Source organism: Intrasporangium sp. (assembly GCF_032907665.1).
GTDB lineage: Bacteria > Actinomycetota > Actinomycetes > Actinomycetales > Dermatophilaceae > Intrasporangium.
In genome coordinates this window covers 1,593-17,191 of sequence record NZ_JAJJPG010000080.1, presented here as the reverse complement: position 1 = coordinate 17,191, position 15,599 = coordinate 1,593, and the positions used below count along the sequence as shown (strand labels likewise).

The 15,599-nt window shown below is 69.4% G+C and carries 15 protein-coding genes and 1 pseudogene; 7 read left to right on the top strand and 9 right to left on the bottom strand.

Going from position 1 to position 15,599, the window contains the following annotated elements:
- Window positions 1-182 precede the first annotated feature (182 nt).
- The 6 genes and pseudogenes from LOY02_RS12530 to LOY02_RS12505 all read right to left on the bottom strand — a co-directional run.
- A pseudogene (locus LOY02_RS12530) lies at window positions 183-557 on the bottom strand (DUF2243 domain-containing protein); the annotation flags it as partial.
- Window positions 558-600: 43 nt separating this feature from the next.
- The gene (locus tag LOY02_RS12525) at window positions 601-1,833 is read right to left on the bottom strand and encodes an ABC transporter permease (protein WP_317182693.1); all 1,233 of its coding nucleotides are present in this window, start codon (window positions 1,831-1,833) and stop codon (window positions 601-603) included.
- Window positions 1,830-2,747 (bottom strand): ABC transporter ATP-binding protein, encoded by a 918-nt coding sequence (locus LOY02_RS12520; protein ID WP_317182692.1) that lies wholly within the window; start codon window positions 2,745-2,747, stop codon window positions 1,830-1,832. Before LOY02_RS12520 ends, LOY02_RS12525 begins: the two co-directional genes overlap by 4 nt.
- A gap of 98 nt (window positions 2,748-2,845) precedes the next feature.
- Entirely contained in the window at window positions 2,846-3,535 is a 690-nt protein-coding gene (locus tag LOY02_RS12515) for a response regulator transcription factor (protein WP_317182691.1), read from the bottom strand.
- Window positions 3,532-4,935 carry a sensor histidine kinase gene (locus LOY02_RS12510; protein ID WP_317182694.1) on the bottom strand — a complete coding sequence of 468 codons (1,404 nt, stop codon included), beginning with the start codon at window positions 4,933-4,935 and terminating at the stop codon, window positions 3,532-3,534. The genes LOY02_RS12515 and LOY02_RS12510 overlap by 4 nt, the downstream gene beginning before the upstream one ends.
- Window positions 4,936-5,126: 191 nt before the next feature.
- Window positions 5,127-5,708, bottom strand: a complete 582-nt coding sequence (locus tag LOY02_RS12505) for a TetR/AcrR family transcriptional regulator (protein ID WP_317182690.1) — start codon at window positions 5,706-5,708, stop codon at window positions 5,127-5,129.
- Window positions 5,709-5,900: 192 nt separating this feature from the next.
- Here LOY02_RS12505 and LOY02_RS12500 point away from each other — a divergent pair, with 192 nt between their 5' ends.
- The 4 genes from LOY02_RS12500 (at window position 5,901) to LOY02_RS12485 (ending at window position 9,805) form a co-directional block, all read left to right on the top strand.
- The gene (locus LOY02_RS12500; RefSeq protein ID WP_317182689.1) at window positions 5,901-7,301 is read left to right on the top strand and encodes an MFS transporter; all 1,401 of its coding nucleotides are present in this window, start codon (window positions 5,901-5,903) and stop codon (window positions 7,299-7,301) included.
- 91 nt (window positions 7,302-7,392) lie between these two features.
- A complete protein-coding gene (locus tag LOY02_RS12495) occupies window positions 7,393-8,154 on the top strand; it encodes an SDR family NAD(P)-dependent oxidoreductase (RefSeq protein WP_317182688.1) in 762 nt (253 codons plus the stop codon).
- A gap of 195 nt (window positions 8,155-8,349) precedes the next feature.
- The gene (locus tag LOY02_RS12490) at window positions 8,350-9,141 is read left to right on the top strand and encodes a DUF2202 domain-containing protein (RefSeq protein ID WP_317182687.1); all 792 of its coding nucleotides are present in this window, start codon (window positions 8,350-8,352) and stop codon (window positions 9,139-9,141) included.
- A gap of 241 nt (window positions 9,142-9,382) precedes the next feature.
- Window positions 9,383-9,805 carry a hypothetical protein gene (locus LOY02_RS12485; protein WP_317182686.1) on the top strand — a complete coding sequence of 141 codons (423 nt, stop codon included), beginning with the start codon at window positions 9,383-9,385 and terminating at the stop codon, window positions 9,803-9,805.
- 48 nt (window positions 9,806-9,853) lie between these two features.
- Here the strand turns inward: LOY02_RS12485 and LOY02_RS12480 are convergent, their stop codons facing one another.
- Entirely contained in the window at window positions 9,854-10,768 is a 915-nt protein-coding gene (locus LOY02_RS12480; RefSeq protein WP_317182685.1) for an NAD(P)-binding domain-containing protein, read from the bottom strand.
- 83 nt (window positions 10,769-10,851) lie between these two features.
- Here LOY02_RS12480 and LOY02_RS12475 point away from each other — a divergent pair, with 83 nt between their 5' ends.
- The 3 genes from LOY02_RS12475 to LOY02_RS12465 all read left to right on the top strand — a co-directional run bounded on the left by LOY02_RS12475 (window position 10,852) and on the right by LOY02_RS12465 (window position 12,491).
- Window positions 10,852-11,196 (top strand): helix-turn-helix domain-containing protein, encoded by a 345-nt coding sequence (locus LOY02_RS12475; protein ID WP_317182684.1) that lies wholly within the window; start codon window positions 10,852-10,854, stop codon window positions 11,194-11,196.
- A gap of 197 nt (window positions 11,197-11,393) precedes the next feature.
- On the top strand, window positions 11,394-12,191 hold the full coding sequence (locus LOY02_RS12470; RefSeq protein ID WP_317182683.1) for a 3-oxoacyl-ACP reductase FabG: 798 nt from the start codon (window positions 11,394-11,396) through the stop codon (window positions 12,189-12,191).
- A 99-nt stretch (window positions 12,192-12,290) separates the two neighbouring features.
- Window positions 12,291-12,491 (top strand): hypothetical protein, encoded by a 201-nt coding sequence (locus tag LOY02_RS12465; RefSeq protein ID WP_317182682.1) that lies wholly within the window; start codon window positions 12,291-12,293, stop codon window positions 12,489-12,491.
- Between the two features lie 74 nt (window positions 12,492-12,565).
- On the opposite strand, the gene LOY02_RS12460 is transcribed toward LOY02_RS12465, so the two are convergent.
- On the bottom strand, window positions 12,566-14,413 hold the full coding sequence (locus LOY02_RS12460) for a M48 family metallopeptidase (RefSeq protein WP_317182681.1): 1,848 nt from the start codon (window positions 14,411-14,413) through the stop codon (window positions 12,566-12,568).
- A gap of 137 nt (window positions 14,414-14,550) precedes the next feature.
- The coding region (locus LOY02_RS12455) for an aminotransferase class V-fold PLP-dependent enzyme (RefSeq protein WP_317182680.1) at window positions 14,551-15,599 on the bottom strand (1,049 nt) is incomplete at its 5' end.

Genomic DNA, 15,599 nt, shown 5'->3' with positions numbered 1-15,599 from the left:
GCAGCAGCGTCATCAGCAGGCTGAGGTTCTGCTTGCCGGGCTTGATGAGCCTGGCCAACGCTCCGATGATCAGTCCTGCGACGATGAAGCCGATCATGTGGTGATCTCCTTGGTGAGTCGGGGTTTCACGGTATCTCGCCGGTGCTCCCCTGCAGCGCCACCACGCCGCGCCGGTAAACGGGTCATCCTCCGACGATGAGCAGTTCGCGAAGGCGAGGACGCCGACGTCCCACGACAGCCGTCCCCGAGGTCATCGCGGACGTGGTGGACCCAAGGAGGAGGTGGTCGTCGAGGCCCTCGACGACGTTGAAGACGCCCCAGCCCATCGCCATCAGCCCGAGCTGGAAGCCCAGCTCGGCGTGAGCTGCCTCTGCTGCCAGCTCCTCACCACGGTGATCACGGCGGCGAGGACGAGGAACCACGTGGCGACGTGGAAGAAGGCCGTCCGCGAGCGTGTTCATCTCGAGCCCCGCCAGCGTCGTCATCGGAGCGTCCTCGACGTTGCTGACCATGTGATGCCACTGGAGGACCTGGTGCAGCACGATGCCGTCGACGAGTCCTCCGAGCCCGCCTGAGCAGGCGCCGGCTCGACGATTGACGTCACTCCACTGCCTTCAGACCTTGCCGCCAGGTGAGCTTGCCGCCGGTCTGGAGGAGCGATCGTCGATAGACCCGTTCGCCGATGGCGATGCACCCGGCAGCAAAGCCGGCGAGGATGACGAGCGCGACGACCGGCTCCCACCAGGCGGCCTCGCCGGCGAGGACCCGGGCCGGCATGCTCACCACCGACACGATGGGCACGAACGACGCGACCTGCAGTGCGGTGCCGCTCAGCCCGAAGCTGGCGAAGTAGACGAGCATGACCACCATCGTCATCGGCGACGTCGTGCTCTGGAGGTCCTCGTTGCGCGAGGCGAGTGCGCCGCCCACGGCGTAGAGGCAGGCCATGGCGAGGAAGCCGACCGCGAAGAAGGCCACGAACCAGCCCACTGCAGAGGTGAGGAACGGCAGCATCGTCGATGCGTCGGTGAACGACAGGGCCACGACGCCGATGATGCAGTAGAGGACGACCTGGGCGAGCGCGATCACCGAGTTCCCGATGACCTTGCCAGCGAGGAGCTGCCGCAGCGGGATTGCCGTCGCGAGGATCTCGACGAGCCGTGACTCCTTCTCCACGATGACGCTGCCGGCGATCTGCAGCCCGAACGTCATGGCCGCGAAGAAGAAGAGGAGGGCGAAGGCGAAGGTCGCGCCCTGCAGCGCATCCGAGTCGGTTCCGCCGTCGAGTCGGTCGGTGGACAGCTCCGTCCCTCGCGTCATCTCCTCGTAGGTCGTGCCGGCGGCGGCGGCATTGGTGGCGATGGCCTCGTCGCGCACGGCCTGCTGCAGCGCTGTCGTCACGATGAGGTCGAGGTCATCCGTCGAGGTGAGGACCCAGCCGGAGGGTCCGTCGTGCAACCAGGCCTCCGCGCGCTCCTCCTCGAGGGCGACACGGGCCCCCACGTCGCCGTCCACGGCTGTGGCCCTGATCGACACCTTGTCGTCCAGCTCGCGCGCGAGACCGTGGGCCGCGTCGACGATGGCGGTCCCTTGGGCGCCGGTGACGGCGATGGTGTGCGTCGATGCCTGCGACGCCTGCCACACCTGGAACCCGGCGAAACCGCCGATGAACAGCACTGTGAGGAGCGTCGAGACGAGGAACGTCCGGTTGACCACGCGGACCTGGATCTCGCGGAGCGCCACGAGCGCCCAAGGGGCCGTGACCGATTCCGTATGCCGCCGAGCTGGCTTCCCCACGTGGGTGTCCGTGCGCTGGGGCTGGGTCGTCGTCACTCCGTCACCTCTCGGTAGATCTGCGCGAGGGTCGGCCGCTCGGGCGAGTACTGGCGGAGACTGCCTCGACTCACGGCGGTGGTGAGGAGCCGTTGCTCGGCCTCGGGCTCCACGACCTCCAGCAGGGCTGAGCGCCCGTCGACGTCGACGACGTGGACGCCGGGCACGTCGCGGACCCAGCCGGCGTCGCCGGACAGGACGAGGCGTTGACGCACGATCGAGCTGGCTCGGAGGTCGTCGGGAGTCCCGGCCGCGACGACCCGGCCCTGCTTGAGGATGACGAGCCGCTCACACAGCCGCTCCACGAGGTCGAGCTGATGCGAGGAGAAGAGGACGGGCACACCCCGGGCCGTGTGGGCGCGCAGGAGGTCGGCCATGCCATCGACGGCGACGGGGTCCAGGCCGCTGAAGGGCTCGTCGAGGACGAGGGCCTGGGGATGGCCCATGAGCGCGGCGATGATCTGGACGCGCTGCTGGTTGCCCAGCGAGAGCTTCTCGACATGGTCCTTCGCCCGCTCTGCCAGTCCGAGCAGCTCGAGGTGCTCGAGCACGGTCGCCTTCGCGCCCGCCGCCGTCATCCCACGCAGTCTGCCGAGATAGACGAGTTGGTCGAGGATCGGCTGCTTGGGATAGAGACCCCGCTCCTCGGGCATGTAGCCGAACTCCCGGCGGTCCTCCCGAGTGACCGGGCGTCCGCGCCAGAGCACCTCTCCGCTCGTCACGGACAGGACGCCCATGATCATCCGCATCGTCGTCGTCTTGCCGGCCCCGTTGCTCCCCACGAAGCCGGTGAGCGTGCCGCCCGGCACCTCGAAGCTGACTCGGTCGACCGCACGGTGGTCGCCGAACTGTCGGGTGAGCACGCGCAGCTCGAGGTCGCCACCGTCCCCCGTGGGCTGTCCATTTCTGTCCATGCCCCCACGCTAGGGTTCCGGCGCCCCGGCCGGATCACACCCCAGTGGGAACCCGTGGTCCGCCCCGTGGGGGAGCGCCCGCAGTCGGGCCGCGCGCCCTACTCGCCCGGTTGGACCAGGCCGGTCTCGAAGGCGAGCAGGACTGCCTGGACCCGGTCGCGCAGGTGGAGCTTGGCGAAGACGTTGGACAGGTGCGTCTTGATGGTCGCCTCGCCGAGGAAGAGCTCGCCCGCGATCTCGCCGTTGGACAGACCGCGCCCGACCAGGGTGAGGACCTCGAGCTCGCGAGGGGTGAGCACGTCGAGTCGGGCGTCCCGTTGCTGCGACGTGACCAGCACCTGCGCGTCGCGAGGTGCCCGCCGCGCGGCGGACGACCCGGTGAGCTGGGCGATGACCCGTCTGGTCACCTCGGGCGCGAGGAGCGCATGGCCGTCCGCGACCGTGCGGACACCCTCGACGAGATGGTCCGGGTCGGAGTTCTTGAGCAGGAAGCCGCTCGCGCCTGCCTCCAGGCCGGCGAAGACGTAGTCGTCCCGGTCGAACGTCGTCAGGATGAGTACCTTCGCGGTGTTGGCATCGACGATCTCGCGCGTGGCCGCGATGCCGTCCATGACGGGCATCTGGACGTCCATGAGCACGACATCGGGGCGAAGACGCAGCGCCAGATCGATGGCCTCCCGGCCGTTCGCGGCCTCGCCGACGACCTCGATGTCGCCCTCCACCCCGAGGATGAGGGCGAACCCCGACCTGACGAGCTGCTGGTCGTCGACGAGGAGCACCCGGATCACGAGCGCGACCCCGCGTCCGCGTCGGGAAGCGAACCCAGCGGCATACGGACCCTGACGCGGTAGCCGCCCGTCACCCGGGGACCGATCTCGCTCACCCCGCCATGGGTGGCGAGGCGCTCGCGCACGCCGAGGAGACCGAGGCCGGAACCCGATGTGCCCGTGCGGGGGCGGCCGTTGTCGACGACCTCCACCTCGGCGTAGCCCTCGGCGAAGTGCGGCTGGGGCGAGCGCTCGACGCGCACGGACACACGTGCAGCAGAGGCCGTCGAGTGGCGGCGCACGTTGGCGAGCGCCTCCTGGACGGTGCGATAGAGGGACAGGCCGACCGGTGCGGGCACGTCGGCGAGGGCGCCGGATGGGTTCTCGACCACGTCATACGTGACCTCGAGGCCCGGAGTCGAGGCGCTCGCCGTGAGGGCCACGACGTCGGCCAGAGAGGGCTCGGGCGCACGAGAGTCGTCGGGGTTCTCGGGCTCGTCGCCCGAGCGGAGCGTCCCGAGCAGGGCACGCATCTGGGTCACCCCCTCGCGCGAGGACGTCTCGACCGCCCGGAGGGCGCTCTCGGCGGAGTCCGGGTCCCGCCGCAGCGTCCGCCTGGCGGCTGAGGCCTGGATGCCGATGACGGACACGTGGTGCGCCACCACGTCGTGCAGCTCGCGCGCGATCCGCAGCCGCTCCTCGACGACGGCCCGGCGCTTGAGGTCGTGGGCCTGCCGCTCGATGGTGAGGGCCTGCTCGGCGAGGCGGTCGCGGCGCTGTGCGGCGCGCCACGCGGTCTGGCCCCCGACGATCGCCCCGCCGAAGTAGAGGACGTTGATGATGACGGAGTAGGCGAGGTAGGCAGGGATCGGGCTGAAGAGGCCCTGCTCCTCGAGGGTTTCGCCTTCGCGCTTCAGGATCTCCGAGACACCGCTGCCGACGCCGAACTGCCACGCGATCAGAGCGGCCATGGCGAGCAGGATCACGCCAACGACGAGGAGCATGGCTCGCCTGTCCCTCGCCCAGGCCACCCCGGTGAAGATGGCGAAGAAGTAGGCCACCTGCATGGTGATCGACGCCATGATCCCGGGGGCCACGATCCCGACGACGAGCAGATGCAGCGACAGCAGCGCTGCCACGGCGAGGGGCCAGCGGCGTCGCCAGGCGAGCGGGATCGTGCCGGCAGCGACGAGGACGTGCTGCAGCCAGATGGGGCCCGGCGGGCTGCCGAGTGCGTCGAGGCTCCGCAGCAGCTCGAGCCCGAGCATCCCGTCGACGAGGAAGGCGGCAGCGATGGCGGCGTCGATGCGGCGCGTGCGTGCCGCATCGACAGGCACGCGCACCCAGTCCGAGTCGACCCCGAACCACGCGGCGACACGGGCGGGCACCGAGCGCCGACTGGGCGCCTGCTCGACCGTCATGTGCACGGGCTCAGCCTAAGGAGTCCCCTGGCCGCCGGGATCCCCCTGCCGGTGGATCCGCCGGCAGGGGAGTCCACCGAGCAGGGGATCCGCGACGTTGGGGAGGCAGAGACCTCGGCCTCAGGCCTGACACGCACTCTCCCGAGGTCCGCACGCACCTGCTGCCCGCCTCCGGCCCATGACGGAGACGATCACTCCAGCGCGGCCAGGGCCAGTCGGGCTGTGGCTTCCAGCCGCGCTGCCTCCGGTGCGGCACGTGCGATGACCCGCACGCCTTGCATCACCACGAGCAGGAAGTGCGCGATCTCGTGGGGGTCCTTGTCGGCTGCCAGCTCGCCCTGTGCCTGAGCCCGGAGCAGCGAGGAGAGCACCGCCGTCTCGACGACGCTCCAGCTGGCCTCCACCTGGCGAGCCACCTCGGAGTCCCGACCCGACAGCTCCACCGCTGCATTGACCACGAAGCAGCCCCGGTGCTGCGGGTCGGTGAGGGCTTCCGTGACCCAGCTCTGGACAAAGGCGCGCAGGGCAGGCAGGGCCGGGCCCGGCTGGGCGAGAGCGCTGACGAAGCCGGCCTCGCTGTGGCGCAGATACCTCCGCAGGGCGGCGAGGTACAGGTCGTGCTTGCTGCCGAAGGTGCTGTAGAGGCTGGCCCGGCCGATCCCCAGGTGCGTGACGAGATCTGCCATCGACGTCGCCTCGTAGCCGCGCTCCCAGAACAGCTCCATGGCGCGTTGGAGCACGCGGTCGGGATCGAATTCTTTGGTCCGAGCCATGCCTCACTCTATCAAATTGGTTAGACCGAGCGGTCCATAATCGGACCGGTTTGTGTGAAGCGCGGCTTGCTCTCCTGGGTGCTGTTCACGGAATTAACTAGATCGAGCGTTCTGGTTTGGCTAGCGTCGCACTCGTCCCCCTGCCGGAGGGGCGCTGCGGAGTGCAACGTCCGGATTGGAATGCGCTCACCTATGGCCTCGCCTTCTCACAGCACCTCACTGCACGGCTCGGCAGCACCGGAGAGGCCAGGCCTGTCCTTCGCGATCCTCGCTTCCGTCCAGATCACCTTGATCGCGGCCATCACGGTGATGACGGTGGCCCTGCCGGCGATCCAACGAGACCTGGGCCTGACCGACACCCAGCTCGTCCTCGCCACCTCGGCGTACAGCCTGTCCTTCGGTGGCTTGCTCATCTTGGGAGGTCGGCTCGCCGACCTACGCGGTCACCGGGCGATCTTCGTCACCGGTGCAGTTGTCTTCGGCGGCGCTTCGTTGGCCGCCGCGGCCGCCGAGACGCTGTGGGTCCTGGCGTCCGCACGCTTCGCGCAGGGGGTCGGGGCCGCCCTTGCGGCCCCGGCCGCGATGGCACTGCTCAGCTCGGTGTTCCCGGACCCAGCGCGGCGCACCCGGGCCCTGGCATTGTGGGGCGTCCTGGCCAGCATCGGCGCTAGTTCAGGCAACCTCGTGTCCGGGGTGATTCTGTCCTGGGGCCACTGGCGCTGGCTCTTCATCCTGCCAGCCATCATCGCCGCGATCAGCGTCGTCTGCGTCCCCGTCCTCCCCCCGGGCCCCGGCCACCGGCCCGTGCAACTCGACGTGCCCGGAGCCCTGCTCGTCACTGCGGGGCTGAGCGCCTTCGCCGTCGGCTTGGGTGAGTCGGCTTGGGGGTTGATCGGAAGCGGCCTGGTCATTCTGTCCGTCTTTGCGGCGCGTCAAGCTCGGACGGCAACGCCACTGGTGCCGCCGTCGCTGCTGGCGTCGGGACCCAGATTGGCGGCGCTGCTCGCCATCGGCCTGACAGCAGCCGGGATGGCGGCGTACTTCTTCATGCTCTCGCTCTACTTCCAGACGACGCTGGGCTACCCGCCACTGCGCACCTCGGCCGCCTTCCTACCGGCTGTTCTCGCGGTCCTGCTTGCCGGGGCCGCCGGCGGCCGAGCGGCGCGCAGGCTCGGAGGAGGAGGGCTCACGGCCGTCGGTCTGGTCCTGGCTGCGGTCGGGATGGCGTTGCTCAGCACGCTCGAGGCCGACTCCTCCTACTGGGGGCTGCTCGTGGTGGGGATCACGCTCTTCCCGGTCGGCGCGGGTCTCGCCTTCTCAGGTGCGACCGTGTGGGCCGTGGGAGGTACCGCACTCCGGGACGCCGGCCTGGTGGGCGGCATCGTGAACACGGCCATGGAGATCGGTCCCCCGGTCGGCCTGGCCATCCTCGTGCCACTCGCCACCAGTCACGCGGAAGGGCGTGGGGGCGGGGCGGAGGGGGACGCGGGCGGCTACGCCTTCGGGTTCGGAGCTGCGGCCCTCGCACTGGCCGCGGTCGCCGGGCTCATCCTGCTCCAGCGCGCGACAGGGAGAGGCGATTCCCGCTCGTGATCAAGGCGGACCCAGGGCCGGTGCGGGACGTCGGGCTCGCGCACCCAGACGAAACCAACGCAAGGACAACACCAACGAAGAGGAGCTCATCATGAATGCACAGTTCGCCGACAAGGTCGTCCTGGTCACCGGTGCCGGTGGCGTGCTGGGCCGCACGACGTCGCTGGCCTTCGCTCAGCAAGGTGCGACCGTCGTCGTGGCCGACGTCAACCAGGCCGGCGTCGACGAGACGGTGGCGCAGATCCAGGCACAGGGCGGCGCGGCCTCGGGTGTCGTCGTCGACGTGACCGACTCCGAGAGCGTCAAGGCGATGGTCGACACCGCGGTCTCCCGACACGGCGGCTTGCATGTCGCCTTCAACAACGCAGGCATCCTCGATGGGGGCACGCCAGTCGGCCACCACGACGAGGACGTGTGGAACCGGGTCATCTCCGTCAACCTCACCGGCGTCTTCCTTGCCCTCAAGCACGAGACCGCGCACATGGCGGCACACGGCGGCGGTGCCATCGTCAACACGGCCTCGAACCTCGGCGCCCACTGGCGACTCGCCGGCATGAGCGCCTACTCGACCTCCAAGGCGGGGGTGAGCTTTCTGACACGGACCGCAGCGCTGGAGTACATCCGCTACGGGGTGCGCGTCAACGCCATCAGTCCAGGACCGATCGACACCCCCATGTCCTACCTTCAGGGCGAGAGCCGAGAGCAGCGTGACGCTCGGATCGCCCCGAGCGTGCCGCTGGGCAGGGTTGCCGACCCGCAGGAGGTCGCCAACGCTGTCCTGTGGCTCTCGTCGGAGAAGTCCAGCTACGTCGTCGGTCACGACCACGTGATCGACGGTGGCGCCACGGCGTAGGGGCGCGCGGGGATGAGCGGGCGGGGGCGATGAGCGGGCGGCCGAGGCAAGCGCGTGCTGCTCCTGCCGTCTCCCATCAGCTTGCCGCCTTCACGGAGGCTTCACAGTCACGTCGCTCGTCCCTTCACGCCCGTGCCGTTGACTCGGTAGTGGAAGCAGACGCACCACCGAACCACATCCAGCAAGGAGCTGACCATGAACACCAACCTGAAGAAGACGATGAGCTGGGCGGCCGCTGTCGCGCTCGCCGGTGGCGGCTTCTTCGCAGCCACCGCGCAGGCACAGGTCCTGCCCGAGGCGACGACTGTGGCTGCGGCTGCGGATGCCGACCTCGCCAAGGACCTGCAGTTCATGCGCGAGGAGGAGCGGATGGCCCGCGAGCTCTACCAGGCCTTCGCGGACAAGTACGACGACGCCGCCCCGTTCAAGAACATCGTCCGGAGCGAGGCCCGGCACTTCGACGCCGTCGGCGTCCTGCTCGACCGCTACGACGTGACGGACCCGTCCGCGGGCAAGGCTGCGGGAACGTACGCCTTCCCTGAGATCCAGAAGCTCTACGACGGCTGGCTCGCCGACGGCAGTGTGTCCCTCGACGCGGCCTACGACGTCGGCGTCGAGCTCGAGACGGCGGACATCGCCGACCTCAAGTCCGCGATCAACGAGCACACCGAGGCCGACGTCGACCGCGTGCTCGGCAACCTCCTCGCGGGCTCGGAGCACCACCTCGCAGCCTTCCAGGCGGCCGCGGACGGCAAGGTCCTCGGCACCCAGGACGGCGCCGGCCAGATGAACCGCTGGGGCGGCTCGGACGAGCGCCCGAACGGGCTCGGCAACGGCGCCGGCAAGGGACAGGCCAAGGGCCAGGGGCAGGCCCGGATGGGCAGGGCCGGCGGCGGAGCCGGGATGGGCCCCGGTGACGGCACCGGCTACGGCGTGACGGGCGAGCGCCCGGCAGACTGCCCGCTGCTCGACGACGACGCCAGCTGAACACCACCGGTGGGGCGTCCCCCCGGCGCCCCACCCCCCGAACTCCGCACCAGCTGTGTGGACGGCGAGGCCGCCCGGTTCTCCGGGCGGCTTCGCCGTGCCCGCGGTCCTACCTCGAGCTTCGCTTTCGCTCCAGTGGGGTTCCACAACGTCACGCTCGTTGTGGCCCAGCGGTCTCGCGTGGTGATGGCCGATGCTCGACGCGGCATGGGCGGCTCGTTGGAGGGCGGGCAGGCCGAGGGTGCCTCGCCAAGTCCGCTGCGACTTTCAGCCGGCCACCTACGCGGCGGTCATCGACAAGTACGGCGATCTCGAGCCCTACGTCACGATCAGGGCAGCAGAGCAGCGACACGCCGACGCCCTCACCCGGCAGCTGGAAAGGCTCGGGGTCGACGCGCCAGACAACGCCTACCTGGGCACGCTCCAAGCCCCGGGCGACCTCATTGCCGCGGCAAAGGCTGGGGTAGCCAATGAGATCGCCAACATCAGGAGGTACGACACGCTGCTCACCCAGACGACCGACGCCTCCCTGACACGGGTGCTGACGAACCTGCGCAGGGCCTCCGAGACCGCCCATCTCCCGATGTTCGAGGCCGCCGCGGACTCCGACGGCACTCTCACCGAGCAGGAGATGACCGACCTGGGCTTCGGCGGCGGGCACTGACCCACGTCTGCGGGGTTGTCGGCCCAACGCTCGCCAACCCCGCGGCGGTCAACGCGCGTCGGTGAGGCCCTCGGCCACGACGTCCCAGTCGATCCCTCGTGGGTTCCGGTCGACCTCCGCCAGGGTGGCGTCCCGGACCAGACGGGGCAGCCGGGCATCCACCCCCGCGGCCTCACTCGTGGCGACGATGTGGTTGAGGAAGCTCAGGCACATCTCGATGGTGGCCTCGCCGCCGTCGTACTTGTGCGACTCGTAGGCCTGTGCCAGACCCGGCAACGATGTCGTGAGGGTGGACATGAGGCCGGTCGCGTAGGGCAGGTAGGCAGTCGGCTCGATCCCGTGCGCACGGACCATCGCCGCCGAATGGAGGAAGGCGTACATGCCGGCGAAGTAGACATCGAGCATGGCCATGTCGAGGACCGGCGGCAACGAGTGGTCCTCTCCCAGCACGTCGACAGTTCCGCCGAGGCTGTCCAGAACAGGCCGCGCCGCGGCGAGAGCCTCGCCTCGCCCCGCATACAGCACGACGTTGTCCTCCGTGCCGATGAGCGGCACCGGGACCATGATCGCTCCGGTGAGGTAGTCGACACCGAGATCCTGGGCGGCGGCCGCTGACTCGACGGCCTGGTCCGGAGTCCCCGAGGAGACGTTGACGACAGGCACTCGGGGAGAGAGGGCAGGGGCGAGCTGCTCGATAACGTTGCGGCTTGCCTGGTGGTCGAGGACGCAGACCAGCACCACGTCGGCGTCACGGACCGCTGCGGCTGGGTCGGCCGCCGGGCGCGCTTCCTCCAGGCCAAGTCTCGCGAGGTCCTTCGGGCTACGGTTCCACACCACGACGTCGTGCTCGGCTGCCACGAGGGCGCGCGCGAGAGCGGCGCCCATCGCTCCGAGGCCGAGGACCGTGACACGGCGTGGGGCGGTGGTGTGGTGGGGATGAAGTTGTGTCGTCACATCGTTCATGTCATCAACGGTGCCAGCGGTGGCGCGCGCCGACCATTACGCACTTTCTCCCCAGCACGCACCTCGAGGTAAGGAGCCGGGCCATGGTCGTCCAGGACGAGACCTGCGGCGTCAACATCGCGTTCTCCGTTGTCGGCAGCAAGTGGAAGCCCACCATCGTCTGGGTGCTCTCCCAAGGGGCGCGCCGCTTCGCGGAGCTCCGTCGCGAGGTCGGCCCGGTCTCCGAGAAGGTCCTTGCCTCCCAGCTCCGCGAGCTGCAGCGTGACGGGATCGTGAGCCGTGCCGAGCGGGGAGGTTTCCCGTTGCACGTCGAGTACTCGCTCACGGAGCGGGGCGTCGCACTCAACGAGGCCCTCGAACCGGTCGCCGAGTGGGCGCACCGGCACGGCGAGCACCTCGTCACCGCGCGGAGCTACTCCACCGTCTGAACCCGGAGTTCGACAGCTCGTCAAGGCGATCGGGCGATCTCTCGTGCTCGACCCTCCTGTCAATCGATGAGGGCGTCCACCCGGCGGCACGCGCCCTACGGTCGGAAATTCCCGCGCAGATCATGCGCGGAACCTCCATGATCGAGCGGCGACACCTGTGTGCAGAACACGTCCACAATCAGCCAAGGGAGGCAATGATGACCGGGTCCGACGCGCCACCGACCACGTCCCCGGGCCCCGAGCGTCACGACCGAGTCGCGGTCGTCACCGGCGCCGCGCAGGGCATCGGTGAGGCGGTCGCCCGAAGACTCTCGGCCCGCGGCTGGTCCGTGGCAGTGCTGGATCGCAACGATGATGGCGCGGCCGACGTCGCGTCGAGCCTCCGCGCTGCCGGGGGATCGGCGATCGCCGCGGGGGCAGACGTGGCTGACGCTGACGACGTCGCGCGGGCCACCGCCCGGGTGGTCGACGAGCTCGGCCCGCCGACCGTGCTGGTGAACAACGCGGGTTTTGCCCGGGATGGGTACCTGTCCGAGCTGAGCCTGGACGACTGGGACTCGGTGCTCGGGGTGCACCTGCGTGGATCCTTCCTCATGTCGCGCGCGGTCAGTCCCTACATGGAGCAGGCGAGATGGGGTCGCATCGTCAACATCTCCAGCATCTCTGCCCTCGGCGGCGAGCGACGCGCCAACTACATCGCGGCCAAGTCCGGACTGAACGGGTTCACCCGGGCGCTGGCGCAGGAGCTCGGGCCACAAGGAATCACCGTCAACGCCGTGGCGCCCGGCTTCACGGACACTGCCATGACGGTGGACACGGCACGTGTCCTTGGGCGCTCGCTCGACGAGCACCGCCGACGCGCCGCGGAGTCCTTGCCGGTGCGGCGATTCGGAACGGTGGACGACATCGCCCACGCGGTGGACTTCTTCGCGGACGAGCGCTCGGGCTACGTGACCGGTCAGGTCCTCTACGTGTCCGGCGGCCCGCACGGCTGACGGCCGGGGGGGAACTGAATCGGGTCCTTTGGCACTGGCCGGCCCTGCGACGGTGGCCCACGCTGAGAATGTAGGGATCCACCCATCCGGGAGGTTGCGATGAGGATCATCGAACGGCACAGGTTCGGAACGCACGATGTTGTGGTGGTGGAGAACCTGGAGGACGAGGGCACGACCTACTCTGTCCTTGTCGATGGCCACCCCGCCGAGGACGAGCCGCTCAGCATGCCACCGAGTTTCGAGCGCATCGTTCGGCTCTATGACAGGTCACAGGCTCGCGCGATGAGAGTCGGTTCGTAGCCGCTTTCGCCCGCTCGACCGGCATCACTCCACTCGCCCGCGAGCTGGCGCAAGAGCTCGCGTCCTCGCGATGGTCAGACGTTGTCGACCAGCTTGTCCGCGAAAATGTCTCGGAGCGCCGCATGGGCATCCTCGGAGGACCAGGAGTCGCTCTTGCCGCGCATCTGCACGACGGAGCCGTTCGAGAGGCGCAGAGTGACCTTCGGGTCGGCGAGGCCAGCGATCCGGGCGGCCGTGACCTCGTCGCGGTCGAACCACTGTGCTCCCGACAGCCCCCGTAGCCGCTCCAAGCCCTGGCTGGCGGTGTCGGTCACTCGCTCTCGCTGACGAGACTGGTTCTGCGCGCCCGGGATTCGGGAGACCGCCTCGTCGCCGGGATCGAGGAACAGCAGGCCCGTCGAGTAGAAGTAGCCATCGCGCCGCCCTTCCCAGGGGCCTGTCATCAGCGTGGTGACGGCGAGAAGTCGAGCCCGTTCCGGAGTCGGTTCGCCGGCGTCGCTGTCGAGGTCAACACCCTGTGTCGTGAGCCAAGCGCGCAGGCGGGTTGCACCATCTGGATCCGTGAGGGCGTCAGCGACGACTGACTCGGTGTCCAGGAGCGTTCCGTCCTCCCTGACTATCTGCCATGGTCCACTCCAGTTGGTCGCGTGCCGGGCTATGCCGGCCTGGACGAGGCTTGCCACCACCAGAGTGCCCAGGATGTCGCGGTTCGTCCGGGCGAGCTCGGCGGTCTGGGCCTGCGGCGCGAACCACGAGCCCAGTGCCCGTCCCACGGGATCGCCGTCGAGCAGCCCGAGAGCCGCGCCGAGGTGGCGACCGGAGATCGCGCCTTGCGCCTCGAGATGACGCGTGATCTCTGCTGCGCTCGCGGTCGCCGCGGCGGCGCCGGCCCGAGCGACGACCTCGTCCCACGTGACGACCGCGAGGTCGTCCGCAAACAGCTCGCCCTCGGCTTCGAGGAGCCACGCGGGGCTGGACAGGAGCGCGAGAGCGGGCTCATCGCCACCGCTCAGCTGGGGCGCGGCGGTCGGCATTGTCTCGAAGGTCGCGATCCGCTCCCGCGTCGTCGGATGCGTGTCGTTCGCCTGGCGCCGTTCTCCCGCCAACTCCTGGTCGACGGTTGCGCGGATGGCCGGAAGGTTGGCATCGAGCACGTGGCTGAGCCCTTGCGCCAAAGATGCTCGCGCCCCAGCGTGTCTGAACAGGGCCACGTAGTTGTCGTTGAGGACCGTCCACGCGACAGTCGTCTCGGCGAGTCGCCGCATCGCCGATGCGGCGACGGCGGGACCGGCCACACGGGCGGAGAAGTCGTCGGCAGCGCGCTCGAGGTCTCGGCTGGCCGCGGCCGACACGCGCGTGTAGAACCAGACATACGCGTTGAGCAGCCAACGCATCGGGCCCGTGGCGTTGTCGCGGATCCGGTGCAGTGTGACGAGCCACGCGCGGGCACGTGCGGCGGCAGCCGTGTCGCCTCCTGCGAAATGTCCCAGCTCGTGTGCGAGCACCGACCGCACCTGTCCGACCGTCATACTCGCGAGCAAGGGCAGGCCGATGACCATCTCCCGTCGGCGGTCGATCTCCATGACCGCGGCATTGACATAAGGGGCCAGGACGACACGCTCGGGGCCACGCGTGTGCACCATCGCGGCGAGCCGGTCGATCTCGGACCACAGCCTGGGATGCTCGTCTCTCGTGAGAGCGGGGCCGTCGGGCCCTTGAGCAGGAGCGCGCTTGAGGTCCTTGATGGCCCAGTAGATCGCGAAGACGATGGGAACGAGCAGGAACTTGATCGCAGGCAGACCGCTATGGCCTCCCTGCACCAGGGCAACCACCCCGATGGTCGCTCCGCCGACGAGGGCGATGACGAAGAGCGGAAAGAGCACAAGCGCGAGGAGCGCCACGGCAGAGCGAAGTTTCGTCACGTCCAACCCCCTGTGGTCTGCGACGCCGCAGCGCGCCGTCCGTGTAGAGAATCCGCAGTCTAGGACGGCGGGCCCTGCACGCTACCAGTGATTTTCGGCCAGAAGCCGATGGGGGACAGCCAGATCCGGAGCCGGGTTCACTGCCGCTCGGCTGCGAGCCCGCGCATCACGTCGGCCACGATGTCCACCTCGTCAATGGTGTTGTAGTAGTGCGGGGCGAGCCGGACGCACCAGTCCACCTGCTTGTCGCTGAAGTCGAACTGGGCGAACTGCCGGAGGCTCAGGGCCGAGTTGATGCCCGCGTCGTCCAGCCCCGCCTTGAGGGCGTCGGGTTGCCACCCGGCCACCTCCACCGTGACGATGCCCCCGAGGACGGAGCCGTGGTCCAGGAGCCGGAGACCCGGAGTGCCCTCGAGCCGACGACGCAGCTCGGCTGCCAGGGCCGGCGTGCGGCGCCCGATGACGTCGAGTCCGACCCCGCGGGCGTACGCGACGGCTGCCGCGCACCCGAGAAGGGTGGCATAGGGGAACTCCCAGTCCTCGAACCGCTGCGCCGTCGTCATCGGGGTGTAGGACTCCGCGGAGGTCCAGCGGGCACCGTACATGTCGAGGAAGAGAGGCTCGAGCCCGGAGCCGAGCACCCGGTCCGAGACGTAGAGGAACCCGGAGCCGCGCGGACCCCGCAGAAACGTGCGACACGTGGATGTGAGGAAGTCGCAGCCGATCTCCTCGACGTCGACGGGTAGCTGCCCCACCGACTGGCAGGCATCGACGAGGTAGGGCAGGCCCAGCTCGCGGGCGTGCCGGCCGATCTCCGCGACCGGCTGCACCAGCCCCGAGTTGGTGGGGATGTGCGTGGCTGCCACGAGCGCCGGGCGGAGCTCCCGCATGAGGTCGGCCATGGCGGAGACGTCGACACCTCCCTCGGGGAGGTCCGGAGCGTGCACGACGCGCACGCCGAAACGCTTTCGAAGTGACAGGAACGCGATCTGGTTGGAGATGAAGTCGTTGCGCGTGGTCAGGATGACGCTGCCCGCCTCGAACGGAATGGCCGAGAGCGCAGTGGAGTAGGCGTGAGTGGCGCTGCTGGCGAAGGCCACGTTCTCCGGTCGGCAGTTCAGAAGGCCGGCGAACACTTCGGACGGCGTTGCCCGCGCGCTCCGCGAGCTCGTGCGGACGGCGCCAC